The organism is Fibrobacter sp. UBA3718, assembly GCF_002371935.1.
Lineage (GTDB): Bacteria > Fibrobacterota > Fibrobacteria > Fibrobacterales > Fibrobacteraceae > Fibrobacter.
Genome location: NZ_DFHR01000021.1, coordinates 46450 through 71423, shown reverse-complemented (window position 1 = coordinate 71423; position 24974 = coordinate 46450). Strand labels below are relative to the sequence as shown.

General features: G+C 53.9%; 21 protein-coding genes. 20 read left to right on the top strand and 1 reads right to left on the bottom strand.

Translation table 11 applies throughout. From position 1 onward, the window contains the following. Positions 1-51 precede the first annotated feature (51 nt). Positions 52-1581 carry a sigma-54 interaction domain-containing protein gene (locus B4A77_RS07850; protein WP_290739744.1) on the top strand — a complete coding sequence of 510 codons (1530 nt, stop codon included), beginning with the start codon at positions 52-54 and terminating at the stop codon, positions 1579-1581. A gap of 17 nt (positions 1582-1598) precedes the next feature. On the opposite strand, the gene B4A77_RS07845 is transcribed toward B4A77_RS07850, so the two are convergent. Continuing rightward, complete coding sequence (locus tag B4A77_RS07845; protein ID WP_290728450.1) at positions 1599-2225, bottom strand: hypothetical protein; 627 nt, start codon at positions 2223-2225, stop codon at positions 1599-1601. A 250-nt stretch (positions 2226-2475) separates the two neighbouring features. Here B4A77_RS07845 and tyrS point away from each other — a divergent pair, with 250 nt between their 5' ends. The 19 genes from tyrS (at position 2476) to rodA (ending at position 24945) form a co-directional block, all read left to right on the top strand. Next, positions 2476-3693, top strand: coding sequence for a tyrosine--tRNA ligase (gene tyrS / locus B4A77_RS07840; RefSeq protein ID WP_290726233.1), 1218 nt, complete (start codon positions 2476-2478; stop codon positions 3691-3693). An 8-nt stretch (positions 3694-3701) separates the two neighbouring features. Beyond that, positions 3702-4658 carry a 1-phosphofructokinase family hexose kinase gene (locus tag B4A77_RS07835; RefSeq protein WP_173381881.1) on the top strand — a complete coding sequence of 319 codons (957 nt, stop codon included), beginning with the start codon at positions 3702-3704 and terminating at the stop codon, positions 4656-4658. 11 nt (positions 4659-4669) lie between these two features. After that, positions 4670-5317 carry a futalosine hydrolase gene (gene mqnB, locus B4A77_RS07830; RefSeq protein WP_173381880.1) on the top strand — a complete coding sequence of 216 codons (648 nt, stop codon included), beginning with the start codon at positions 4670-4672 and terminating at the stop codon, positions 5315-5317. Between the two features lie 47 nt (positions 5318-5364). Next, complete coding sequence (locus B4A77_RS07825; RefSeq protein WP_290728452.1) at positions 5365-6180, top strand: 1,4-dihydroxy-6-naphthoate synthase; 816 nt, start codon at positions 5365-5367, stop codon at positions 6178-6180. Between the two features lie 126 nt (positions 6181-6306). Next, positions 6307-6507 carry a hypothetical protein gene (locus B4A77_RS07820; RefSeq protein ID WP_173366609.1) on the top strand — a complete coding sequence of 67 codons (201 nt, stop codon included), beginning with the start codon at positions 6307-6309 and terminating at the stop codon, positions 6505-6507. Positions 6508-6692: 185 nt separating this feature from the next. Beyond that, positions 6693-8210: an OmpA family protein gene (locus tag B4A77_RS07815; protein WP_290726240.1), complete on the top strand. Its 1518-nt coding sequence runs from the start codon at positions 6693-6695 to the stop codon at positions 8208-8210. Between the two features lie 11 nt (positions 8211-8221). Then, positions 8222-10468 (top strand): tetratricopeptide repeat protein, encoded by a 2247-nt coding sequence (locus B4A77_RS07810; RefSeq protein ID WP_173381877.1) that lies wholly within the window; start codon positions 8222-8224, stop codon positions 10466-10468. A gap of 46 nt (positions 10469-10514) precedes the next feature. Continuing rightward, on the top strand, positions 10515-14363 hold the full coding sequence (locus B4A77_RS07805) for a tetratricopeptide repeat protein (protein ID WP_290726243.1): 3849 nt from the start codon (positions 10515-10517) through the stop codon (positions 14361-14363). A 189-nt stretch (positions 14364-14552) separates the two neighbouring features. Beyond that, positions 14553-15173 carry a MotA/TolQ/ExbB proton channel family protein gene (locus tag B4A77_RS07800; protein WP_173365556.1) on the top strand — a complete coding sequence of 207 codons (621 nt, stop codon included), beginning with the start codon at positions 14553-14555 and terminating at the stop codon, positions 15171-15173. 38 nt (positions 15174-15211) lie between these two features. After that, on the top strand, positions 15212-16105 hold the full coding sequence (locus B4A77_RS07795) for a biopolymer transporter ExbD (RefSeq protein ID WP_290734225.1): 894 nt from the start codon (positions 15212-15214) through the stop codon (positions 16103-16105). Positions 16106-16107: 2 nt separating this feature from the next. Continuing rightward, positions 16108-16656 (top strand): ExbD/TolR family protein, encoded by a 549-nt coding sequence (locus B4A77_RS07790; protein ID WP_290726247.1) that lies wholly within the window; start codon positions 16108-16110, stop codon positions 16654-16656. Positions 16657-16659: 3 nt separating this feature from the next. Next, positions 16660-17595, top strand: a complete 936-nt coding sequence (locus B4A77_RS07785; RefSeq protein WP_290726249.1) for an AgmX/PglI C-terminal domain-containing protein — start codon at positions 16660-16662, stop codon at positions 17593-17595. A 119-nt stretch (positions 17596-17714) separates the two neighbouring features. Further along, positions 17715-19007 (top strand): hypothetical protein, encoded by a 1293-nt coding sequence (locus B4A77_RS07780; protein WP_173365560.1) that lies wholly within the window; start codon positions 17715-17717, stop codon positions 19005-19007. Positions 19008-19072: 65 nt separating this feature from the next. Next, positions 19073-19453: a hypothetical protein gene (locus tag B4A77_RS07775; protein WP_290728454.1), complete on the top strand. Its 381-nt coding sequence runs from the start codon at positions 19073-19075 to the stop codon at positions 19451-19453. Between the two features lie 50 nt (positions 19454-19503). Then, complete coding sequence (locus tag B4A77_RS07770) at positions 19504-20526, top strand: rod shape-determining protein (RefSeq protein WP_173365562.1); 1023 nt, start codon at positions 19504-19506, stop codon at positions 20524-20526. 110 nt (positions 20527-20636) lie between these two features. Further along, on the top strand, positions 20637-21377 hold the full coding sequence (gene mreC / locus B4A77_RS07765) for a rod shape-determining protein MreC (protein WP_290726255.1): 741 nt from the start codon (positions 20637-20639) through the stop codon (positions 21375-21377). Next, positions 21367-21858, top strand: a complete 492-nt coding sequence (gene mreD, locus B4A77_RS07760) for a rod shape-determining protein MreD (protein WP_173365564.1) — start codon at positions 21367-21369, stop codon at positions 21856-21858. Before mreC ends, mreD begins: the two co-directional genes overlap by 11 nt. Then, positions 21851-23695, top strand: a complete 1845-nt coding sequence (gene mrdA, locus B4A77_RS07755) for a penicillin-binding protein 2 (protein WP_290739741.1) — start codon at positions 21851-21853, stop codon at positions 23693-23695. Before mreD ends, mrdA begins: the two co-directional genes overlap by 8 nt. Next, positions 23692-24945, top strand: coding sequence for a rod shape-determining protein RodA (gene rodA / locus B4A77_RS07750; protein ID WP_173381870.1), 1254 nt, complete (start codon positions 23692-23694; stop codon positions 24943-24945). The genes mrdA and rodA overlap by 4 nt, the downstream gene beginning before the upstream one ends. Positions 24946-24974 lie beyond the last annotated feature (29 nt).

The window sequence follows — 24974 nt, the reverse complement described above, 5'->3', positions numbered from 1 at the left end:
GTGGTAGAGCGATGGTTTTACATTCCGCCTGTTTTTTCTAAATTCTGTTGTATGCCCACGTCGCAATCCAAAATTCAGGAACTGGAACTGCTCTACAAGATCAGTTCCATTCTGAACCAGACGCTCGATTTCGAGAGTGTTGCACATCCGATTTTGGAGGTGGTGGAATCTACGATGGGCGTGGAGCATGCGACGCTTACGCTGTACAACCGCCACACGGGCGAAATTTCCATCGAAATTGCGGAAGGCTTGAGCAGTCGCCAGGCGCGCAAGGGCCGCTATAAGGTGGGCGAGGGCATTACCGGCCGCGTCGTGGAAACGGGCAAGCCGATTATCATTCCCTCGGTCGCAAAAGACCCGGACTTCCTGGACCGTACGGGCCGCGGCAAGACGGAGGACAAGGCGTTCCTCTGCGTGCCCGTGATTATGGAGCACCAGGTGATTGGCGCCTTCAGTGCCGACGTGCAGAATCCGGTCGAAGACGAACTTCCCGAAAAGCTCCGCCTGCTTGAAATCATCGCGCAGATGCTTGCGGCGGCAGTGAAGCTCCGTCGCGAAGCCCGCGAAGAAAATGAACTCCTGAAGGCCGAAAACGAGCGCTTGACATTGGAACTCAAGGACCGTTTCCAGCCCGACAACATCATTGGTCGCTCCAGCGAGATGCAGCGCGTGTATGCGCAGATTGACCAGGTCTCGAAGAGCCCCCTCCCCGCGCTCATCGTGGGCGAGGTCGGTACGGGCAAGGGGCTCGTTGCAGAAGCAATCCATTACCGTTCCGACCGCAACATGGGCCCGTTCGTCCGCGTCCATTGCGCCTCCATGCCCGAATCGGTTCTTGACCGCGAACTGTTCGGCAGCGTGCGTGGCGCCCTTGTGGGCGTGTTCGCCGAGACGCCCGGCCGCGTAGAACAGGCCGAAGGCGGCACGCTGTTCCTCGACGAAGTGGGCGAACTCTCGCCGAACCTTCAGGTGAAACTCTTGCGCCTGTTGCAGAACGGCGAAGTGGAACGCATTGGCGCCCGCATCTCTAAAAAGGTGAACGTGCGCGTGATTGCGGCCACCACCAAGAACCTGCAGCAGATGGTCGAAGAGGGAACCTTCCGTGAAGACCTCTATTACCAGCTGCACATCTTCCCGATTTACGTGCCGCCGCTCAGGAACCGTAAGACGGACATCGTGCTTTTGGCGGACCACTTTGTGGAGCATTACTGCCGCATCGTGGGCAAGAACGTGCGCCGCCTTGCACGTACGACCATCAACATGCTCATGAGTTACCCGTGGCCCGGAAACGTGCGCGAACTGGAAAATGGTATTGAGCGCGCCGTCCTCGTTGCTGACGAGGACGTCATCTATCCGCACCATTTCCCGACCACGCTGCAGACCGCCGAAACCAGCGGTACCCCGGTGAACGGAAACCTGAAACTCATGGTGGAGGCCTACGAAAAGGACATCATCTGCGACGCCCTCAAGAGCAGCAAGGGAAAAGTTGCCGCTGCTGCGCGCAGTCTTTCCACGACTCCGCGCATTCTTACGTACAAAATAAACCAGCTCGGTATAGACCTCGCTGGTTTTGGAAAATAGATTTTTTGCTGGAAATTTTAGTTCCAGGTTGCGGTTAATCGCAGTGTTATGCCCAAGGACGATTCACTGTCATCATAAACAGTATTTGCAAAACCAAAAAGAAGTGCCGCCGATGCTCCGATTCCCCAGTTGTCACTGACCCACCATTCCTTGCCACCGCCAACTTGAAAGCCGAACCCGGAGTTGACATCCGCAGGAGTGTTTGCGCTGGCATTGACAGTGGCTTCGAATGTCCGTACGTCATTATTGGCATGGAACTGGCTTATTCCGAGAGAACCAGTGGCGAAAAAGTTACCGCCAAAATAATAGGTGACCCCCAAGCCGAGAAGGGACATGTTGGCTTTGATGTCGTCGTCGCCGTAGTAATCGTCGTCGCCTACGGTTCCTGTTTTCGTTGTTCCGGCAAGGGTCAAATGCAGGAGGGTGTTGTTGGCTATTCGTCCGCCTATTTTTACGTCGATGTCGGTGGCGGCTCCGGATTCGCTGAGGCTATGCAGATCATCCCCATCATCGGCAACGAAATGGATTGCCTGGTATCCCATGCCCAAAGCGAAACTCAGGAAAAACCCATCATGGGTTTTAGGCTCAGATGCTGCGAAGCTGAGTGCGGACGCAATGGCAACGATACAAAAAATGTTTTTCATTTATTCTCCTAGATTATTTTTGGATAAAATAAAGATAACTATCTATTGCCCCAAATCAAGGCTTTTTTTGTTGTTTTTTTTGAAAAAAAGTATGTGTTCTACGAATACATGACATCGGCACTTGTTTTTTTGTGGTCTTCTGTGCGGTAAAAGACCGATAATGCGATAAAGAACCGCATTGTGTTGAATGAGTTTACAATTCATTTCAAGCACTAATTCTATATTTCCCTCCGAAAAACAAGGAAACATTATGCAATTCCGTCCTGTAAAAGAACAGCTTGATATTTTGATGCGCGGCGTTATCGACGTCGTTCCGCAAGAAGAACTCGAAAAGAAACTCCAGAAGTCCTACGATACCGGGGTCCCGCTCCGTATCAAGATGGGTGTTGACCCGACAGCCCCGGACGTGCACTTCGGCCACACGGTCGTGATGCGCAAGCTCCGCCAGTTCCAGGACTTGGGACACACGGTTGTGCTCATTGTGGGTGACTACACTGCCCAGATTGGTGACCCGAGCGGCCGCAACAAAGCCCGCCCGCGCCTCACGCATGAACAGGTGCTCGAGAACGCGAAGGAATACCAGGAACAGTTCTTCAAGGTCGTCCGCCGCGACCAGGTGGAAATCCACTACAACGGCGAATGGTTCTCCAAGCTCCCGTTCAGCAAGGTGACCGAACTCATGGGCCAGTTCACTGTAGCCCAGATGCTTGAACGCGAAGACTTCCACAACCGCTACACGGCCAACACGCCCATCAGCCTGCACGAATTCATGTACCCGATGATGCAGGGCTACGATTCCGTCGCCATCCAGAGCGACGTGGAATTGGGCGGCACCGACCAGAAGTTCAACGTGTTGCGCGGTCGTGACCTCCAGATTTTCGAAGGCATGGAACCGCAGATCGGTCTCTTTATGCCGATTTTGCTCGGTACGGATGGCAAGGTCAAGATGAGTAAGTCCATCGGTAACTACGTGGGCCTCAACGAACCCGCCGACGTGATGTACCACAAGATTTACAGCCTCGCTGACAGCATCGTCGAGAACTGGTTCGAACTCCTGACGAACATTCCGCTTGCAGAAATCAAGCAGATGATGGCAGACATTGCCGCAGGCAAGATGAACCCGAATGATGCCAAGCACCGCCTCGCCATCGATATCGTGACGCAGTACTACGGTGCGGAGGCCGCCGAGGCCGCCGCCGCGAAGGAACGCGAAATCCACAGCGGTAACGCCATCCCGAGCGATGCTGCCGAATGCAGCGTGGCTCCCGGCACCTACGGAGCGCTCGACCTGCTTGTAGAAATCAAGGCCTTCGCCTCTAAGGGCGAAGCCCGCCGCATGGTCCAGAACGGCGGCGTGAAGGTTGCCGGCGAAAAGCTTGCAGACCCGCAGGCCCAGATTGAAATCAAGGGCGGCGATAATCTTGTCGTCCAGGTGGGCAAGCGCAAATTCTACAAGGTGAATTTCTAGGGAGAATTATGCCTCAGGAAACGTTGATTCTCGGTCTCAATCCCGCCTGGCAGCGCCTGTTCTTTGTGGACAAATTTACGCTGGGCGAAGTCCATCGTGTCTCGAAAGTCGAGGAATACGCTTCGGGCAAGGGAATCAACTGTGGACGCGTGCTGCAACTCCTGGGTGGTTCTCCGCTGATGATGCACTTCCTGGGCTCGGAATACGGTCCGCGCATTTTCGATGAAATTTCGGCTTGCGGAATCAACCAGGCTCCCGTGTGGATCAAGGAGCCGACCCGCATCTGCACGACAATCGTGAGCGAGGGCAGTTCAACCGAGCTGATTGAACCTTCCCCGATTATTACCCCGTCCGAGAATGACGACTTTATCCAGAGCCTCAACGAGTACTGGAATTCGACGCAGAGCGTGGCTTTGTGCGGCACATTCCCGCAGGGCTTTGATGTTACGCTGATAAATAATCTCGACTTCGCGGGCAAAAAGATTTACATCGATGCAATCGAGAATGTCGATGCATGGCTTGCCAAGGGCGTCGAATTGCTGAAGATAAACTTGCAGGAGTATTGCAAGCTTCTTTCGCGTCTGGGAATTCCGCAGGTGATGTCTAGTCCGCAGTTCTGGAAGATGACGGCGACAGCCGTCCTGGAACGCCTCCCCATCAAGAACCTGGTGGTGACCGACGAGGAATCTCCGGTCCATGCGTTCAGGCTTGTGGAGAAGAAGTTCCAGGAACTGATTCTGCAGCCTACCACAATCGAGGTCCAGAACAATGTAGGGGCCGGCGATTCCTTCTTTGCGGGTTGGCTCTATGCCGACAGCATGGGGCTTGATTTCGAAGAATGCCTCGTGAAATCTACCGCGGTAGCCGTCGCTCGTTGCGAAGTCGAAAAACCCTGGATGCTTTCGCTCGAAAGGATTGCGGAACTCGAAGGCGAACTCAAGTCCGAAGTGGAAAGACTCGAGTAACGGGGGCTGCCATGAGCAAGACCCTCGTCGCGTTTGCATCCAAGCAAGAATTCAGCGCCCTGTTCCCGAAGATTTCGGCCGTCGTGGCGTCGTCTACGCCCCAACCCCTGAACAGCGCTTTGGAATTGGCTGTCTGCGGGGTGGGCCTTCTTGATTTTTCCGTGAACCTTGCTCAGTTCCTTTCCCAGGGCAAGTATGACCGAGTTGTCCAGGTGGGCGTTTGCGGTGCGTATCCGGGCCGCGGTATCGGGGTGGGCGAGGTGGTCCGCGTCGATTCCGAAATCGTGGGTGATATCGGAGTTCAAACGCGAGAAGGGCATTTTGTTCCCTGGGGAGATGTTTCCGGTGCGACCGTTTCCTATAGGGGAGATTCTCCGCGGTTCTTGACGCTTCCCCTTGCGACGGTCCGTTCCGTTTCGGGCGTCACCGTCAACTGCTGCACGGGCACTGCCTACCTCGCTTCCCGCCGCTCCGCGCTTTTCGATGCCGATGTTGAGACCATGGAGGGGGCCGCCTGCTTTGCCGTATGCAAGCGTTTTGGCGTGAGTGGCTATCAGTTCCGTGCCGTGAGCAACATCGCTACCGACCGCGACACTTCCGCCTGGCGTATCCCCGAGGCGCTGAAAGCCCTCAAGGAGCAGGTCTTGGATAACCTTTAACCCGCCTCCCGCACCTCCCTTCATCTATCATCAATCATCCATTAACCATGCGTCTTTCCCTCGGCATCTCCACCTGTCCCAACGACACCTACATCTACGAAGCACTCGTCCGTGGTCTCGAAAAGTCCCCCTTTGAATGGGACGTGCATTTTGCCGATGTGCAGACCCTGAACGAGATGGTGTTGCGCGGCGAACTCGACGTGGCGAAGGTAAGCGCACAGGTCTATCCGAAGATTCGTGACCGCTACGTGTGCCTCGGGTGCGGTGGCGCCATCGGGTATGGCTGTGGCCCGCTCCTGCTCTCTTCGGGCTCCAGCACCTTCGACCCTGCACAGGAAACTGTCCTTCCCGGAGCAAATACGACGGCCGCGCTCCTGTTCCGCTTCTGGTTTTCGCGCGAATATGGCGACAAGTCTGGCCGTCCTGGCGTGTGTGCACCGCAGGTGCGTTACGCCCTTTTCAACGAGGTCTATTCCTCGCTGCTAGACAAGTCTGCGGCCCAGGGGGTCACCATTCATGAGCATCGCTTCACCTGGAAACGTGACGGACTTCACATGCTGCAGGATCTCGGTGCTTACTGGGAAGAGCATACTGGTTCGCCGATTCCGCTTGGAATAGCTGTATCTCGCCGCTCGCTTTCAGATGAAGTTGTAAGGAATGTCGAATGCGAAATTCGCCGAAGCCTGCTCGAGGCGCAAAATCGGATTGAGCTTGTGACTCCGTTCATCCGTGAAAAGGCGCAAATTTCCGACGAAAAGGTCATCGAGTCGCACATTCGGATGTTCGTCAACGACTTCTCCAGGGATGTGGGAGTGGACGGTCGCCGCGCCTTGGAATGCCTCTGGACGGCCTCAGAGTGTTGATAACCTGTTGACAAGCCAAAAAATCGTGTAATAATCCGTAAACGTAAAATTGTTTTTACAAAATAGCGAATTTTTGCGAAAAACTTTATTTATTTTCCAAAAAGCATCTTTTTAGGGAGTTCAACTATGAGCTTAGTCAACGACCTCGATCTCGAAGTGGAAAACTTCAAACGTGAGTACGAAAAGTTCGAACGCGGCAACAAGTCTGCCGGGACTCGTGCGCGCAAGGTTCTGCAGGACATCAAGAAGACCTGCCAGGAAATCCGCGTGTCGATCCAGGGCGCGAAGAAGGAGGAGGAAAAGTCGAACCTTCCCCCCGAGAATTGACGATTCTTGCCTTCCGTAACGGCTTAACTTCGCATTTTTAGGCTTTTTTTTGTCTATTTGGCAAAAAAACGTTTGACCGAAGCCCGTTATGAAGGTATATTCCCTCTTGGGTTTTTGAATTTGTCGATTCGGCAAACCTAAAACAAACGATTTTATGTGTTCTATGATTGGAGAAACGTAGCAGTATGACCCTAAAGAAACTGGTCTTCATTACGGCCGGGGCTTTGCTTCTTTCCGGAACCGCCATGGCAAGGATTATCAACGTGCCTGGCGAATTCCAGAAGATTGGCGATGCTCTCGGCAACGCCGATGCTGGCGATACCATCAAGGTAGCGCGCGGCACCTATAACGAAAACATCACTCTGGTGATGGGTGTGGTCTTGAAAGGCGAAGATCCGCTGACAACTATTATCGACGGTGGCCGTAATGGTCCGACTGTCATGGGAACCTCGGGCGCGGAAATGTCGCACTTCACTGTGAGGAACGGCCTTGAAGGTATTCTTTGTGAAAACGCTGCTCCTTACATTCACCACTGCTATGTGGTGGACAACCATGCTACGGGTATCGGTGCGTTCATTTCGCTCCCGCATCTCCGTAACAACGTGGTGTTCGGCAACCGCTGGTCCGGCATCCTCGCTTGGGGTGCTAAGTCCCTCGACGCCTTCATCGAGCACAACGTCGTGCTCCGCAACGGCTATTCGGGCCTTGCCCTGAAGGGACCGACGAACGTGATTGCCCGTAACAACATCTTCATGGAAAACCACTACTACGGTGTGTTCGCCGACCCGGCCGCCGGCCAGACGAAGGTGGAGTACAACAACATCTACAAGAACTACTACCCGTTCAACCAGTTCATCAAGGTGAACCGCACGAACGTTTCGCTCGATCCGAAGTTCATGAACCACTCCGCTTCGAAGCCGAACTACTACTGCCAGTCCACCTCGCCGATGCTGAAGCGCGGCAAGGGCAAACTGGATATCGGTCTTACTACGGTCGAGGTCGTGAAGGAAGAAGAACAGGTCGAGGAAACTCGTAACCCGGATACCGATGCCGATGGCCTCTGCGATCCGTGGGTTTCCGAAGATGGCGTTACGGATAAATACGCAAGTGTCTGCACGGGCGTCGACAACTGCCCCGAAGAAGCTGAAGACTTCGACGGTTACCAGGATGACGACGGCTGCCCGGATGCGGACAACGACCGCGACGGTCTCTGCGATCCGTGGGTCGAAGCCAAGGGCTTGCTCCCCAACTTTGCTCATGTGTGCAAGGGCGTTGACCTCTGCCCCGAACAGGCTGAAACTACGAACAGCTATAAGGATGAAGACGGATGCCCGGATGAAGTCCCGCAGCCGCCCAAGAAGGTGTTCGTTCTCGAAGGCGTGAACTTCGAATCCGGCAAGGCTACTATTACTCCTGATTCCCACATCTCCCTCATGAAGGTGGTGGACATCATGGAAACCTTTACCGAAGCTACATTCAAGATTGTCGGCCATACAGACAACGTTGGTTCCAAGGATAAGAACAAACAGCTATCTGCAGACCGCGCCGCTGCCGTGAAGAACTTCCTCGTTGAAAACGGCATTTCCGAAAGTCGAATTGAGACCGAAGGTATGGGCGATGCCAAGCCGGTGGCCTCCAACAAAACCCCTGAAGGGCGTGCGCAGAACCGTCGTATCGAGTTCATCCGCACGGATATCAAGTAAAGGAGTAGGTGATGATGCATACTAGTTTCATCAAAACGTCAGTCCTCGGACTTACTGTGGCTGCGAGCTCTCTGTTTGCAGAAGCCACCTACGCTCCACACAAGTATCAGCAGAACGACTGGTTCGCCGAATTCGGCGGCAACACGTCCATGTACGTGAACCCGGCAAGCATTGCGGAAACTGACCAGCTCGAATTCAGTGCGGCTTTCTTCAGTTCCATCAGCGGTGAAGCGAGCCAGGAATACGTGAGCTTGACTTTCCCGATGGATTACAAGCATACGCTCGGTTTTTCCTTCTTCGAGAACGGTGCATCCATTGACGGAGGCAAGTCCTATGGCGAATATGCCTTCATGTTCGGCTACGCCTACAACTTGTTCCAGCTCGTCTCCTTGGGTGTCGACCTCTCCGTGCTCTATATCAACCAGTTCGATGATGTGAAGCAGTTGACTGTCGGTACCGATGTCGGTGTCAGCTTCAACCCGCTTGCTTCTTCGAAGCTTGGCTACCTCCTTATCGGTGTTGCCTTGCAGAATGTCGTTCAGCCGGGTGTTAGCACCGAGAACGGTGACGGCGGATTCTCGTTCGTTACTCCGGGATTCTTCGGTGCCGACCGCGATGATGCCTACATCATCCCGGCCAACCTGAACGTCTCCCTCTTCTATCGTGGCCTCAACAGGAGCCTCGAAGCGAAGATCGAATTCTCCTTCATCGATATCTTCCACAACGACGCGGAAGGTGGTGAAGGCTTCAACCTCGAAACAAGCTTCACCTTGACCTATTACCTCTCTCCGCACTTGGGCGTGCGTGGCCGCTTCACCAAGGAAGGCTACTTCGTCGCTGGAGCAACGGTGAATGTCAAGGACGTGAGCATCTTCCGTTACCTCTCTCTTGACCTCGAAATGTCGCACGACGACCTCTATGCCAAGAAGAACCGTGGCTTCATCTGGGCTGTGAAGATTACTTCTCGCTTCGGTGATACCCGTGAAGAGAAAATCGGTGAAGAACGTTACCGTCGCTTGAAGATCGAGCCTGAAAACGACTACCGCGCTGCAATGCGTCTGTACTTGAACCGTCAGTTCCTCGAAGCCGCTTATGCTTTCGGTAAGGTTCAGACCAAGTACCCGGCATTCCACTTGGTGGACCAGGCTGCGTTCTACAAGGCGAAGTCCTTCGAAAACCTCCGTATGCACAAGGCTGCAAAGTCCGTGTACGAAGACGCTATCAAGCGCTATCCGCAGAGTGACCAGAAGGCCAAGTACCACTTCCAGTTGATGAACATCGACTACAAGGAAGGCAAGTATACCGAAGCCATGGCCAAGTACCAGAACATCGCCCAGAAGTTCGGTGAAAGCGACGTGAAGGCTGACGCTGACTACATTGCCGGCCAGATCAAGTTCGAACAGGGTCTCTACCAGGAATCTGTTGACCTGCTCGCCGCCATCCTTCCGGGTAACGCGAACTACTTCTACGCCCGTTACACCATGGGTATCGCCTACAGCCGTCTCGGCAAGTGGGAAGAAGCTGAAAACTGCTTCCGCGACATTACTGAGCAGCAGTACTCCAACCAGTCCGAACAGGATTTGCAGGATGCCGCCCGTGTGAAGCTCGGCCACATCTACTTCTCTGGCGAAAAGGCTGACATTGCCGCCGCCGCTCAGATGTACGGACAGGTGCAGGCCGGATCCCCGGTGTATGACGAAGCGATGCTCGGCATTGCATGGTCCTTCCTCAAGGTGAACAAGCCCGATGAAGCGATGAAGCCGGCTCAGTGGATCATCTCTAACCTTCCGGAATCCTTCCTCGTGTCCGAAGCTTACCTCGTTCAGGGTTACTGCTACTTCATGAAGAAGGAATACAAGAAGGCCGCCGCTTCTCTCGAACAGGCCGAAAAGAAGACCGAAAAGCCCGCAGTCTCTGTTGCATCCCGCGACAGCGCCCGCCAGGCCTACGATGCCATGCAGGGTGAGTTCGACTCCGTGCAGGTCCAGGCTCTTGACCTTGCCCGCCAGTTGCCGACTCCGCGTGTGCAGAGCAAGCGCGAAGCCCTGCGTCCGACTTTCGACAAGGCGAACCAGGCTATCGAAGATTATGCAGCATTTACCCAAAGAGCTCTTCAGAGTGACCGCTTCGAATCTAACCGTAAGCGCATCCTCGAAGACGCCGGCTTCACTCTCGCTACTGTGAGGACCAAGATGGGTCAGGGTGAAACTTCGTCCGAAGCTGCTCAGGAACTTGAAGAATTGGAGGACCTGGAGTAATCCGGGGCCTCCCCTTTTTTATGAATATATAGGTGGATAGAGAACGATGAAAAAAATCATTCTTGTCGCGGCAGTTGTGTGCTCCTTTATTGGAACTTCCTTTGCCGCATCGGATCCTTGCAAGGAAAAGACTAGCGAAGCGAAAAAAATGCTTGCCAAGTGCAAGTCCATCGGAAAGGGCAAATCTGGTTATGAACAGTGCGCCAATTCCTATAAGGTCATCAAGAACCAGGCTGAACAGGCTTGCCGTTCTGGTGGTCTCGACGAAGAGGGTATGAAAAAGGCTATTGCCCAGTGGGAAAAGCTTGCCAAGGGCGAAACCTGTAAGGGCAAGCTTTCTGACCGCTGTGCTGGCGCCCTCCAGCAACTGGGTCACTACCAATTCATGCTCGAAGAAAAGCAGTTCTTGGACATCCAGGCCCAGTACGAAGAAGATGTTGCCTGGTGTGCCGACCGCGATAACAAGCCGGCCAAGTGCGCCAACATCAGCCAGTATCCGAAGGCCGATCACCAGAAGGCTCTGGGATACTTCCTCGAGTACATCGACAAGTACCCGAAGGCCCCGAAGATTCCGGTGGTGCTCTACCAGGCAGCTGCCGTGCAGGAAGCGAGTGGCGAAGACGCGAAGGCTTTCAAGCTTCGTGAACGCCTCGTCAAGAACTTCCCGAACGACGGTCTCGTGCCGAAGGCTTGGCTCCGTATCGCTGAATACCACTTCATGAACCGCAAGTTCAAGGACGCTATCGCCGCCTACAAGAAGGTGACTGGCTTCGAGAACCTCACCGGTAAGGAAGCGGCCCTCGCCATGTACCACTTGGCTGAATCCTACTACAATATTGCCGAATACGAAACTGCTGCTTACAAGTACTACGAATACATCATTGGTGCCGACAAGGGTAAATATCCTAACGACCTCCGCGCCGAAGCTATGGACTTCATGGCGGCCTCCTTCTCTGACTTGGAAGGTGGTGGTGTCGCCGAGGCCGAATCCTTCCTCAAGGACAAGAAGGTTCCGTTCAAGGATTCCGTGTACTACCGCATCGGTATGAAGAACAAGGATCATGACCGTAACGAAGAAGCGGTCCAGTCCTTCAAGCGCTTGATGCAGATTAACCCGGACTACATCGATGCTCCGCTTGCCGATATTGCCATGATCGAAATCTTGCTCGTGCAGCAGAAGTTCGACGAAGCCCAGCAGTACCGTTACGTTGTGGTGAAGCGCTACGACAAGAATTCCTCTTGGCGCAAGAAGAACACCAAGTATAAGGAATCCGTCGCGAACGCCGACAAGGCCATCCGTGGTGCTATGCTCGAAATTCCGCACTACCATCACCAGCAGGCCGCGAAAATCACCAAGGAAGGTGATATCGAGGGCGGTAAGAAGCGCTATGCAGAAGCTATCAAGGCTTACGAAGCATTCTTGACCCGTTACAAGAACGAGCCGACGTGGGATGAATACACCGTGCATATCGACCTCGCTGCCGCCTACCAGGAAATGGGCCAGCATGCGAACGCCGCCAAGATGTTCAACTGGATCGTCGATACCGATACGACTCGCTATGGTCGCCGCGCACTCGGTTCTGCAGCGCTCCTGAAGAAGGAAGAAGCTGCGTACAACGCCGTTCTTATGATGGACCAGGCTCGCGAAGAGGCCTTGAAGACCAAGGCTCAGGGCGATACGGTCAAGGCTTACAGCCTCCCCGAAACGAAAGCGTACTTCGCCCAGGTGGACAAGTACATGCAGAAGTTCGGCCAGAACAAGGAAGCTGCTGAACTTGCCTACAACGCTGCTCTCGTCCATTACAATGCAAAGCAGTTCTCTGTTGCGGTTAACGTTCTCCGTGAACTTCGTACGAAGTATCCGAACCACCAGTACATCCTGCTCATCAGCCAGATGCTTGCCAAGTCCCTCCTGGAATCCAACCAGCTTGACGAAGCCCTTAAGGAATTCGAATGGCTGTTGAAGCAGTACACGCAGGTGAAGGCCACCAAGAACGACTCGATGGCCAAGGAAACCGAGAAGGCTATTGCATTCGTGCTCTACCAGATGGCAGAAAAGTCCGTGAAGGAAGGCCAGTACGAGAAAGGCGCTAACGCTTACCTTGCTCTCGTGAAGCGCTACCCGAAGGTCGAAATTGCCGACAAGGCCATCTTCGAAGCCGCTGCCGCATACGAAAGTGCAAACCAGTACACCAAGGCTGCAGAAACCTTCATGATTTTGCCTAAGCAGTATGCCGGCTCTCCCTTGACTATCAAGGGTGTGCTCCGTGCCGCTTCCGCCTACAAGAAGGATAACAAGCCGCAGCTTGCCGCAACGACGTTCCTCTTCATCACGAACAACTTCCCGCAGGATTCCATGGCCTTCCAGGCTATCGGCTTTGCTGCTGCCGTGTATGATTCCATCCCGGATAAGAAGAATGCCGCTGTCACTTATGAACTTGCCTACAAGCGCTACCCGAAGAACGAGAAGACACCGAGCTTCCTCTACAGTGCCTGCTTGAGCTACGACGAAGCGAAGATGACCGACGAGGCTATCCGCTGCTCCAAGGATCTCGTGCGTGATTATCCGAAGAGCACCTACGCTCTCGATGCTGCGTTCTCCATCCCGATGGCCTACGCGAATGCTAAGAAGTGGGATCTCGCCGCTTCCGAATACCATAACTTCATCAAGATGTACCAGGAAGACAAGGAAAAGCTGATTGCCGCTTACATCGGTGCAGCCCGTGCCTACATGGAACTCAAGGAAGAAGACAAGGCTATTGCCGACTACGAACAGACCCTCAAGAACTACGACAAGTTCGGTCTCCAGATCAAGAACGCTGACCCGGGCGTCCCGGCCGAAGCCGCCTTCTACATGGGCGAACACGAGTTCCACAAGATGGACCCGATCGTGCTGAAGGGTAAGGAAAAGGATAAGGCGAAGATCGTTAAGCAGTTGGTCGAAATCCTCCAGAAGGCGATGGGCCACTACTCCAAGTCTGCTGCCTACGCATCTGAAAAGTGGACCTTCCGTTCTACCAATAAGATGGGTATGCTCTTCGTGACCATGGCCGCCAAGATTCGCGAACAGGAAATGAATGCTAAGAAGGAAGACGAAAAGTTTGCCGAACGTATTACTATCGTGCAGCAGCTGCCGAGCTACTACGAACAGGCCCGTCCGATCTTCCAGAAGAACATCGACCTTGCCCGCGACCAGGGCTTCTACAACAAGGACGTGATCGAGGCCGAAGAAGGCTATATCGAGATGTTCTACCAGGGTTGTGCCGTGTTTGTCGAAGTGGCTGACGCCTTCGCGAATGCACCTCTTCCGGATAGTGCGCAGATTGTTGCTTACTACGTTGCGGAAGAAGGCATGACCAAGGAAGACGCTATGGAAGCCGTGCACGAAGACCAGGAGGCCTACCGTGAGGAATTGGCCAACAAGTCCGACGCTTCCAAGCAGCTCGCTATTCCGCAGTGCGCTACGGGTATCAAGGCTTCCGCCCACTACGGTATCGACAACCAGTGGACTGCAAAGTTGTTCGAAACCCTGCGCAGTTTGGACGAGGCTAACGAGGTTCTTGCAACAAAGATCGAGAAATTCGACCCGTCTACGCTGTTCTCTGACCCGGCGTACTTCAAGACTAAGGCTCGTATCGAACAGATTTCGAAGTCCGAAGTCATGACTCCGGAAGAAAGGATCAACACTTTCCGCGAAATCATCAAGGATGCGAAGGCTGAGGCCGAAAAGCTCCGTGCTGAACTCGCCGACCTCCAGAAGCAGATTGCTTCGGGCGTTTCCGCACCGGCTTCTGAACCCGAACCTTCGATGTCTGAACCCGAACCGGAACCGGAAGCAGCTCCCGCTGCTCCCGCCAAGAAGAAGGGTGGTAAGAAGAAGGGTAAGAAGAAATAGCGGTAAAATCTATTTTACGGGGGACCTCGTTCATGGGTTCCCCCCTATTATTTGGGTTTTTTAGGGGGTGAAATGGTAGTAAATATAATTTTACCCGTTTTACCCTCCTAAATTGCTCTAAAAAAAATAAATATGAACAAAGATTTCAAAAAACAAAAACAACAAACAACACTCTAAAGGAGTACTCTAATGTCTAAAATGCTTCAATCCTTCAGCCCTGAATCCGATGGTTGGCAGTTCATGTGGATCATCCTGGCTGTGTTCATCATCGGCCTCGGTATCTCCATCGAACGTATCATCTACATCATGGTGAAGAGCTCCAAGGGCCGCGCCAAGTTCCTCGCTGATTTCGGTAAGCTCATCTCTTCTCAGCAGTTTGACCAGGCTCTGAGCCTTGCCAATGCGACCAACCTCCCGGTTGCCCGCATCATGTCTGCGATCGTTTCTAACCGCGCCGGTGGCCGCGAAGGCATGCAGGCTGCTTGCGATGCAGTGTTCCTGACTGAAGCTCCGCGTCTGACTCGTTACATTAGCCTTGTTTCCGTGATGGCTTCCATCTCCACGTTGCTCGGACTTATGGGTACGATTTACGGTCTGATCTACACATTCGACGCTGTGGCTAACAAACCCGCTTCTGAACGTGCCAAGGCTCTTTCCGACGGTATCGCTATCGCTATGGGTACGACGCTTGAAGGACTTCTCTCCGCAGTGCCTCTCCTGGTCATTGTGGGCTTCCTCAACATGAACTCTGAACGCCTTATCCAGGAAATGGAAGAAAAGGGCCTCAAGATTATCAACTCCCTTTGCTAATCACTAATAGAGTTAGTTTATAAATGGAGTTTTAAAACATGGCAAAAGAAGTCAAGAAACCAGCAAAGCCTGAAGAACCGGACCTGTTGCCGGCGATGGGCTTGTTCACCATCCTGATTCCTATGCTTTTGTCCATGGCTGCTTTCTCTAAGCTGGCTATTGTCCAGGTCAACCTGCCCGAACGCAGTATGATGACCAACTCTGACGAACAGCCAGAACCTGACCAGCAGGCTTTGAACCTGTCGCTCGGCATCACGAACGATTATCTCGTGATTGGTGCCCGTGGCGGTTTCCAGCCGAACGTCTATTTCAAGGAAATGTGGACGTTCCGCTGCAAGTCCGATGCCAAGCTGATTACGCATGCCGTTGAAGATGTCAAGGCTGCGGTAGAAAGTGGGCATGGCCCGAAATGCAAGGATGGTAGCGAGATGGATAAAGAGAAGTATCTCTATGAAATCGAAGCTATCGAACTTTGGGCTATTCACAAGGAATCCGAAGAAGATCCGGGCCGCGTGATGTGGGCTCTCTACACGAACGGCGGAACGGCCGAAGAACCGATCGCCGACAGTGCCTATGTCAACGGCAACAACGACTTCCTCTCGCTTCCGGGCGAAGGCCCCATGGGGCTCACTCCTCCGCCGGCTTTGAAGAAGCCTGCTGCCGGAACAGCCCTTGCGACCCTTACCCCGAACTCTGCACGTCAGCTGAAACCTGATGTTGCGGCTAAGAATCTCATCTACCCGCTCTCGGCTTACGACCTGATCGCTAAGGATCTGATCGCAATCCATACACAGTTCATTGACCTGGAAGACGTCGACAACATCATTATCGTGGCTAACTACGATACGCAGTTCGACAAAATCATCCAGCTCATGGACCGTTCTAAGGAAGCGGGCTTCAGCAAGATCAACCTTGCGCTCTTGGGAGGTTAATCATGGCTAGAAGAACTCGTAAATACGCAGACGACGTCCCGTTCTCGATTACTTCGATGATGGACATGATGACCATCATCCTGGTGTTCATGATCAAGAACATGGACGCTGAAGGTCAGCTTTTGACCCAGGCCGAGAACCTGATTCTTCCGATCTCCACGTCCAAGCTCCAGCCGACTGAAGTTTCCTTGACCATCGTTATCGATGCGAACAATGTCGTGGTCGATAATGAAAAGGTTGTGGCAACTTCGGACGTGAACGAACAGGAAGACCTTTGTGTTCAGCCTGTGCTCTCAACACTCTACCAGAAGCGCAAAGCTGAAGTGGATCAGCGCTTGCGTCAGGGCCAGCCCGCCGACGAAGCCGGAAGCGTGGTTGTCCAGATTGACAAGAACATCCCTTACAACGTGATGTATAAGGTGATGGCTACCTGCGGTATCGCCGGTGTGCCGTCCTGCACCTCTTCCGAAGGCGAAGCCGGTTACGAGAAGATGAGTGGCTATACGAACGTTTCCTTTGCTGTTATGGAAAAGAACGGAGGGGAGGAATAATCTATGGCTAAGAAAAATACTCCTGTAGATCCGTTAGTTGCATCTTTGATGCCGGAATCCGACAAGAAGATGGGCGCCATTGCTGGCGGTTCCGTGCTTGTCGCTCTCGCCCTTTCTTTCTGGGCTTCCATGTACGAAGCGGTCGTCGATGAAGTTATCTTCGACACTTCGGAAGGTCCGGACCTGACTGCTTCTATGTCCATGGACGAGAAGAAGGAAGAAAAGAAGGAAGAGAAGAAGAAGGAAGAACCCAAGAAGCCTCGTAAGAAGGCCGGTGGCGGTGGTAAGCCGCGTGGTAAGGGCCAGCCGAACGCTCCGCAGACTCGCGGCGTGCTCAAGCTCCTTACTGCCCAGACCAAGACTGCCAGTGCTGCTGCTTACGACCTCATGAAGAACCAGAAGTTCACCAAGGACATCGACAAGGTTCTTAAGGACGTGGCTGGCCTTCAGACGACGGGTAAGACCGTTCTCGGTGGTCGTCGCGGTAAGGCTGATGGCGGCTTCAACGAAGGTTATGCCGAAGGTGGCGCCGGTGGTATCGGCGATGGCCTTGCAGGCCTCTTCGGTGGCGGCGGTGGCGGTATCGCTACTAAGGCCAAGGGTAACATCAAGACCCCGTCTGCTCGTGATATCGACATGGGTGCCGGTGGCGGATCCCGTTCCGCTGCGGACATCATGAAGGTCGTGCGCCAGCGTACTCCGGGTCTGCGTCACATCTATAACAAGTTCCTGAAGAAGAAACCGGGATTCCAGGGTAAGGTTACCTTGAAGTTCACGATCGCTCCGGGTGGCGAAGTTATCAGTATTTCCATTGTGTCTTCCACCACCGGTTACGGCGAATTTGATGCTCAGGTCAAGAGCGCTGTCAGTAGGTGGACGTTCAGCAAGGTCAAGTCTGGTAACACGACTGTGACGATTCCGTTTACCTTCACCGAATAATCCGTATTTGGCTGAAAAAAGGACCAAGCCCAAAAAGCTTGGTCTTTTTTTATTTTTCTATTGCGTTTTTGATTATTTTAATCTAACTTTATACTAGAATTTTTAATAGGAGTCCTCAAATGAAGTTGAGATCTGCAATTGCCGTTGGAACAGCTTTTGGCATTCTCGGGGTCGGTTCTGCTTTTGCAACCTTCGCCCGTATCGAATCCATGGGCAAAAATACCACGTACATCATGGATGATGTGAGCATTTTTGACAACCCTGCAAACATCAATCTCTACCCGAATTACTTGATCGGTGAATTCGGTCCTTACACGCAGGATGTCCCTGCCGGTACGAACCAGGACCCGATGTTCCCGAACTTCGGCGGCATCTTCTCGCTCTCCCTCGGTGACGAGAATAATCCGGATCCGCGTCTCTCCATCGGCGGTCTCTTCGGACGAATCAATAATGAACTCGCTCGCTTCTTGCCGACATACGTGATTGGCGAGAACGCCCGCGTGATTTCCAGGGTTCCTGAAACGGTGACGAACTTCGATGGCTTCCTCGGTGGTACGCTTTCTAGCGGAGACGCCTGGGGCTTGCACGTTTACATCGCGCATCAGGATGGCGGTACTGAGACCCCGAGCGGCCTCTACCAGGTCGATGACAACGCCTACGCTTCCATCGTGCAGGCCGACGCAGGCTTGAATATGCAGTTCGGTGGCAACATCGATTTCGAGTTCTCCTTCGCTCTTGCCCGAATCCAGTTCGGTCCGGACCACAAGAACTTCTTCGATGACGGCGACTTTAGCTTCCTCGTCAAGTCCCGTGCTTTCTTCACTCTCGAAGCGATTGACGGCGAACTCGTTCCGGCCCTCTCCGCGAATTTCATCGAGGCCCCGGGCATCGACAACAAGCATGCGCAGGTCGGTGTCGGTATCAACGTCGCCCTCGACCGTGGTTTCTTCTGGTTGGGCGCCGACTTCATCTGGGATCAGCTGAAGGCTCACGACTGGACCTACAACTACGCAACGGGTGAATCTACCTACAACTCCCAGAACAACGACGATCCGGCTTGGGACAAGCGCCGTGACATCGGCGGCATGATCAGCTTCGGTATCGAACGTAACATCTGGTGGGATTGGTTCGTGATTCGCGTGGGCGGCCAGAAGTCCATCCTCTACACGAGCTGCGACCAGCACGACAAGAACAAGGGCAAGAACGGCGTCTGCAACGACGACGGCAACTTCTTCAGCACGAACCCGCTTGCTGATGGCACTGCCGACGACCACGTGGGCTTTGGCTTCGGTATCAACATCGAAGAGAAGCTGAAGATCGACGTGACGGTTGCCGAAGACCTCCTCTTCAGGAACCCGTTCCAGGGCGAAGGCCGCATCTTCTCCAGAATTTCTGCGACTTACTCCTTCTAGTCGAGAACGGACAAGCTATTGAGGAACGCCCTCTTTTGGAGGGCGTTTCTTTTTATTTTTAGGACATGAAAAGAGTCATATACCTTTTGGTCGCCTTGCTCCTTGTCGGCTGTTCCGAACGGACCGACCGCATTGAGAACAAATTAAACACCTATGTGCAGGAAGACTTGAAGTTCATCGTCGCACAGACAATCCATGCTTCTGGAGATAGGAGCGGCATCTTGGATACCCCTTATTATCGCATCAAGGATTTTAGGCTTTTCCAGGGTGACACGGCCGCTATCTATTCGGCATATGCCGAGGTGGACTTCTTCATTTATCAGGACATCCAGATGCACGAGAAGCGCAAGTACCGCTACGACGCCCATGCTAGGCAGTGGGACCGCTATTACAAGGCGCTTAAATTCGGGCAGGATTCCTTGGATCGCAAGGAAAAGCAGAAATAAAAGTTTTATATTTTCGCTTGTAAGGATTCACCTTTTCAAAGGACCATATTTTGTTCGGACTCTTCTCCTGTGATATCGGTATCGACCTGGGTACGGCGAACACGCTCGTTCACGTGGCAGGCCAGGGCATTGTCATTAACGAACCCACGGTGATTGCCGTGGACAGCAAGAACAATCGCGTGTCGGCGATTGGTTTCGAAGCGAAAAAGATGCTCGGCAGGACCCCGGGTGAGACGCGCGCCGTGCGCCCCATGCGCGATGGCGTGATTGCGGATTTTGAACTGGTGGAAACCTTGCTCCAGACATTCATCAAGCGCGTGCAGAAGTACCCGCTGTGGATGGTAAAACCCCGTGTGGTGGTCGGTGTGCCGAGCGGTATCACCGAAGTGGAAAAGCGCGCCGTGATCGATGCTGCGAAGCAGGCGGGTGCAAAGGAAGTTCACCTGGTGCATGAACCGATGGCTGCAGCTGTCGGTATGGGCATCCCGGTGGAAGACCCTGTGGGAAACATGATTGTGGATATTGGCGGTGGAACTTCCGATATCGCGGTTATCGCACTGAACGGCACGGTTTGCAACGCATCCGTGCGTGTGGGCGGTGACGAGATGGACGAGGCGATTGTCCGCTACCTGCGCACCATGTACAACCTCCATGTGGGCGAGAGCACTGCCGAACAGATCAAGATCCAGATCGGTTCTGCAAGCCCGCTTGAAGAGGAACTTTCGATGGAAGTCAAGGGCCACGACTTTATCGCCGGTATGCCGCGCACGATGACGATTTCGAGCACGGAAATCCGCGAGGCCTTGAACGAGCCCGTTACGGCCATTATCGAAGCCGTGAAGCAGGCTTTGAGCATTACGCCTGCCGAACTTTCTGCGGATATCTACGACAAGGGCATCATCATGACGGGTGGCGGATCCCAGCTGCGCGGCTTTGACGAACGAATCCGCAAGGAAACGGGACTCTCCGTGAACGTGATCGATGAAGCCCTGGTGTGCGTCTGCAAGGGCGCTGCCCGCATCCTCGAGGATTTGGACAAGTACCGCCCGGTGCTGATTGCATCTTCCAACTAGCGGGGTGATTGTCGGGTCCGATGCTCAGGGCTTTCCGCTTTATAGTCGAACTTTTTACCCAGAGGCATGGCGTTATCGCTTTTGCCTTTTTCCTGTTGGTAGGACTCCTGATGCGGCAGGCTCCGCTGAGCGTGCGCGAGAGCATTGTCTCTTCGGCGCTGGGGACGGTGTTTTATCCGGCGCAGGTGATTATTTCTTCTGTTAATTCGGTTCGGTCGGTGACGGCGGAGAACCAGCACCTGAAAGAAGAAAATGCGCGCCTGCGGCAGGAAACCTACTATGCAAGTGAGGGGTTGCAGGAATTGGCTCGACTGCACACGTTGGTTCGGTTTGATGACAAGTGGGATTATCCCATTGTGACTGCGCGTGTAGTGGGACACAATCCGGGAAGGTTCCTCACGACGCTCGTGATAAACAGGGGCACTTCGCATGGGGTGAAGGAAAACATGCCCGTGTTCTCGATGAACGGCCTGGTCGGAAAAATTACGAAAGCGGCCTATACGCATTCCCGTGTCCAGCTGCTCGTCGACCCGAACCTTAAGTTGTCTGTGCTCGAACGCAAGTCTCGCGTGGTCGGGTTCCTGGAGTCTGTAGACGGGCATCTGCTTACGGCCATGATCCCTTCGCATGCGGGAGTCAAGGAAGGGGATACCCTGATAACGTCCGGGCTTGGCGGCATTTTCCCCAAGGGGATTCCTGTGGGTACGGTGAAGGCTGTGCGCAAATCCGACCTCGACGTGATGCGGCAGATGGATGTCGCGCCTTTCCAGGAGTTTTCTTCGCTTGAAGAAGTATTCGTGATGGAAAAGGAACCGGAATGGATTATCCAGGAGCTTCTTGATGAACAGTAACTGGAAATGGCTGCGTGTGTTCATCCTGTTCCTTGTCTGCTTCGCCTTGCAGACAACGGTGGCGGAATGGCTTCAGATTTTTGGTGCGGGCCCCGATTTCGTAATCATTCTTGTCGTTTCTATTGCAATCAAGCATGGACCTGCAGCCGGTGTGCTTTGGGGATTCCTTGCCGGATTTACGCAGGACGTATATGCTCCGGTGGAATGGCTCGGTGCGAATACGATTTCGCTGACGGCGCTCGGGTTCTTGGTGGGGCAGTTGGAAGAAAGGTTCTTGACGCTTAATTTACCTGCGAAGATCGGTGTCCTCGGTTTTGGATTCATGCTTTGCGATATGCTCTACTTCTTCTTGACGGGTCTCGAGAAGGATGTCGTTACGAACTTGTTCTTCTCCAAGACGCTTCCTGAATGCGCGTATACGATGGCTGTTGGTGCGGTGGTCTTCCATTTGTCCATCGGGAAGAAAAAGAAACATGCGTAGTTTGTCGGACAACGACAGCGTCCAGACGAGGAACTGGAATATCCTTGTGTTTATGGCGGGGGTTGTTGTCCTGGTCATAGTGCTGCTTTGCAGGCTCTATTCGTTACAGCATACCCATTACGACGAGAACTTCAAGCGCTCCGAGAAAAACCGCTTGCGTCGCGTGGAGCTTGTTGCCGAACGCGGTTATATCTATGACCGCAACGGGGAAGTCCTGGTGCGCAACCGTCCGTCTTTCCAGATTGCATTGCAGGCGCTTCACCTTCCGCGAAAAAAGGAAGGCCGTGACTCTGTCTTCAACCTGCTCCTGGGAATCAAGGACAAGAATGGCGCCCGCGTGTTCGATTCCCTTTCGCTGGATACGGCGTTCCAGAGGACCCGCTGGATAAAGAACAGGCCCATCCGCATTCTGGAGGATGCGTCTCCCGAGCAGGTGGCCGTGATAGAGGAACATTCGTCCGAGCTTCCGGGAGTCGTGACGCTTACGGAATCGAGGCGCGATTATCCATATGGGACGCTTGCGTCGCATGTGCTTGGCTACACGAGTGAAATTTCCGAAGAGCAGTTGAAATTGCCCACGTTCGAAGGATACTCGCAGGGCGATCGCATTGGCCAGAAGGGCTTGGAACAGGAATACGATGCGGAGTTCCGCGGCAAGAATGGCGTGAAGCTTGTGGAAGTAAATGCTTTTGGCCGAGAGGTTGGCTCGCCGCGGGCGGTTGAGGGAATGGCTCCGGTTCCGGGGTATCACCTGGTATCGACGATAGACTTGAAGTTGCAGAAGGCCGCGGAGGCGGCGATTCCCGACAGCGTGAGGGGGGCCTTGGTCGCTATAGACCCCCGGAATGGCGAGATCCTTGCCATGGTGAGTTCCCCGAGGCTTGACCCGAACATCTTCTCGCTCAAGAAGCGTGAGCGCAATAAGGGTTGGGCGCAGGTTGCTCTGGACTCCCTGCGTCCGCTTACGAACAGGGCTGTTTCGGGTGTCTATCCTCCGGCGTCCGTATTCAAGCTTGTGACGGCGGGTGCGGGCCTTGAAAGCGGAATCCTGTCCGAATCCAAGTATTATCCAAAGTCCTGTACGGGCGGGTTCCAGTACGGAGTGCGCTACCAGAAATGCTGGGGTGTCCACGGGAACCTGAACGTGGTAAATGCCATCCGGCTTTCTTGCGACGTTTTCTTTTACCAGGCGGGTTTGGAAATCGACATGGCTCGTATTAACGAGTTTGCACGCCGCTTTGGTTATGGCGAGGAGCCGCTCGGTATCGACATTCCCGGAGAAAAGAGCGGTTGGCTTCCGGATTCCGCTTCGTTCAACGCAAGGAACAAACGTGTGGGGTGGCGTTGGGCGCGTGGGCTTATCCTGAACCTCTCGATTGGGCAGGGACAGCTGGTGACTCCGCTGCAGCAGGCGACTTTCATCGGTTCGCTTGCGACGAACAAGGGCGTGTACCGTCCGCATTTTATGAAGGAACTTCGGGATTCGCAGGGAAATGTCGTGCGACGCTACGAGCCTGAGATTATCCGTTCGGGCAAGATGAAACCGGAAACGCACCGGGTACTTTTGGCTGCCATGGATTCCGTGGTCAACCATCCGGGTGGAACGGGAAAGCGTGGTGCGATTCCGGGCATCCGTGTGGGCGCAAAGACCGGTTCGGGCGAATGGAAGAAGGGGGAGAAAACGCATGCGTGGTATGCGGCTGTCGCTCCGCTCTACGACCCGCAAATCGCTGTCGCCGTGATTCTGGAGGCTGCCGGTGGCGGCGGCTCGAAAGCGGCGCCTGTAGCAAGGAAAGTCCTCATGGCCTACTTTGGACTTGACGAGGAGGAAAAATGAGTTCTAAGTCTTTCCTTGATGTCTCGCTGAGGGTCGATTGGTTGTTCTTGGCTATTACGCTTGCGCTTATGACTTGCGGCATCTGCCTTGTCTACTCCGCGACGGCGAGCGACGAGATTGCTTTTTACGAAACGCTTTGGTTTAAGCAGATTATTTATTTTGTGGGCGGCTGTGTACTTGCTGCCGGAATCGTTTTCCTCAAGATTGACTGGCTGAAGCGCATTACGGTTCCGCTTTATGCCATTTCGCTTGTGCTTCTTCTGGTGGTTCTGTTTGTGGCGGGAGACGTGGTAAAGGGGGCCGGCCGCTGGATTGACCTTGGACTTTTCAAGTTGCAGCCTTCGGAGTTTGCCAAGATCTCGTATCTTCTCACGATTTCTTATTGGCTGTCCAGGCATCCGGTCAGCCTGTTCAAAATCAAGACGTTCGTGATTCCGTTCCTGCTCTTTATCGTCCCCTTTGCACTGGTGCTGAAACAGCCGGATTTGAGCACGGCGCTTGTCTTTATCGCGGTCACCTACATGGGATTCTTCTTTGCGGGGTTGACGTTTACGGATATGTTCTTGCTTGCAAGCCCTGTCTTGTCCGTACTCCTGTCGCATTCGCAGACGACTATTTTCCAGGTGCTGTGGGGCATGCTGATTTGCGCGGTCGTTTTCGCCCTGGTGCGGAGGAAACTGCCCAAGGTGCTTACGGTGTTTTTCTTGCTTGCGAACATTCTGGCGGGATATGCCAGTTCGATGGCATGGGGCATGCTTGAGCCACACCAGCAGAAACGCGTCAATACGTTCCTGGATCCGATGAGCGACCCCATGGGCGATGGCTACCAGGTGCTGCAGTCCATGACGGCCATAGGTTCCGGCGGCCTTACCGGGAAGGGATTCGGTAACGGCACGCAGACGAACCTTGCCTTTTTGCCGGAGGGGCATACGGACTTTATTTTTAGCGTGCTCGGCGAGCAGTTCGGCTTCATGGGCTGCCTTGCCGTACTTACGCTGTATGTGCTTTTCTTGTGGCGCGCCTCCTCGGCGTGCAAGCTGTACTCCGATCCGTTCATTACGCTCGCTACCATGGGCGCCTGTACGATATTCCTGTTCCACATCATCGTGAATATCGCGATGACGGTCGGGCTCATGCCTGTGACAGGGCTTCCGCTCCCGTTCCTTTCGTATGGCGGCTCCTTCGCCGTGACCTGCATGGTGCTGGTCGGCGGCATCCTTTGCATGCGCTACCAGGGCGGTCGTCAGTAACGCCCGGAATTCGGGGCGGGTTTAAGGCG

Bases quoted from the DNA above. Each gene is read 5' to 3' on its own strand.
- B4A77_RS07775 (WP_290728454.1), top strand. From the start codon at position 19,073: ATGAAAAGAGTCATATACCTTTTGGTCGCCTTGCTCCTTGTCGGCTGT.
- mreD (WP_173365564.1), top strand. From the start codon at position 21,367: ATGAACAGTAACTGGAAATGGCTGCGTGTGTTCATCCTGTTCCTTGTC.
- B4A77_RS07805 (WP_290726243.1), top strand. From the start codon at position 10,515: ATGAAAAAAATCATTCTTGTCGCGGCAGTTGTGTGCTCCTTTATTGGA.
- B4A77_RS07780 (WP_173365560.1), top strand. From the start codon at position 17,715: ATGAAGTTGAGATCTGCAATTGCCGTTGGAACAGCTTTTGGCATTCTC.
- B4A77_RS07800 (WP_173365556.1), top strand. From the start codon at position 14,553: ATGTCTAAAATGCTTCAATCCTTCAGCCCTGAATCCGATGGTTGGCAG.
- mreC (WP_290726255.1), top strand. From the start codon at position 20,637: ATGCGGCAGGCTCCGCTGAGCGTGCGCGAGAGCATTGTCTCTTCGGCG.
- B4A77_RS07795 (WP_290734225.1), top strand. From the start codon at position 15,212: ATGGCAAAAGAAGTCAAGAAACCAGCAAAGCCTGAAGAACCGGACCTG.
- B4A77_RS07835 (WP_173381881.1), top strand. From the start codon at position 3,702: ATGCCTCAGGAAACGTTGATTCTCGGTCTCAATCCCGCCTGGCAGCGC.
- rodA (WP_173381870.1), top strand. From the start codon at position 23,692: ATGAGTTCTAAGTCTTTCCTTGATGTCTCGCTGAGGGTCGATTGGTTG.
- mrdA (WP_290739741.1), top strand. From the start codon at position 21,851: ATGCGTAGTTTGTCGGACAACGACAGCGTCCAGACGAGGAACTGGAAT.
- B4A77_RS07810 (WP_173381877.1), top strand. From the start codon at position 8,222: ATGATGCATACTAGTTTCATCAAAACGTCAGTCCTCGGACTTACTGTG.
- B4A77_RS07850 (WP_290739744.1), top strand. From the start codon at position 52: ATGCCCACGTCGCAATCCAAAATTCAGGAACTGGAACTGCTCTACAAG.
- mqnB (WP_173381880.1), top strand. From the start codon at position 4,670: ATGAGCAAGACCCTCGTCGCGTTTGCATCCAAGCAAGAATTCAGCGCC.
- B4A77_RS07815 (WP_290726240.1), top strand. From the start codon at position 6,693: ATGACCCTAAAGAAACTGGTCTTCATTACGGCCGGGGCTTTGCTTCTT.
- tyrS (WP_290726233.1), top strand. From the start codon at position 2,476: ATGCAATTCCGTCCTGTAAAAGAACAGCTTGATATTTTGATGCGCGGC.
- B4A77_RS07825 (WP_290728452.1), top strand. From the start codon at position 5,365: ATGCGTCTTTCCCTCGGCATCTCCACCTGTCCCAACGACACCTACATC.
- B4A77_RS07820 (WP_173366609.1), top strand. From the start codon at position 6,307: ATGAGCTTAGTCAACGACCTCGATCTCGAAGTGGAAAACTTCAAACGT.
- B4A77_RS07785 (WP_290726249.1), top strand. From the start codon at position 16,660: ATGGCTAAGAAAAATACTCCTGTAGATCCGTTAGTTGCATCTTTGATG.
- B4A77_RS07845 (WP_290728450.1), bottom strand. From the start codon at position 2,225: ATGAAAAACATTTTTTGTATCGTTGCCATTGCGTCCGCACTCAGCTTC.
- B4A77_RS07790 (WP_290726247.1), top strand. From the start codon at position 16,108: ATGGCTAGAAGAACTCGTAAATACGCAGACGACGTCCCGTTCTCGATT.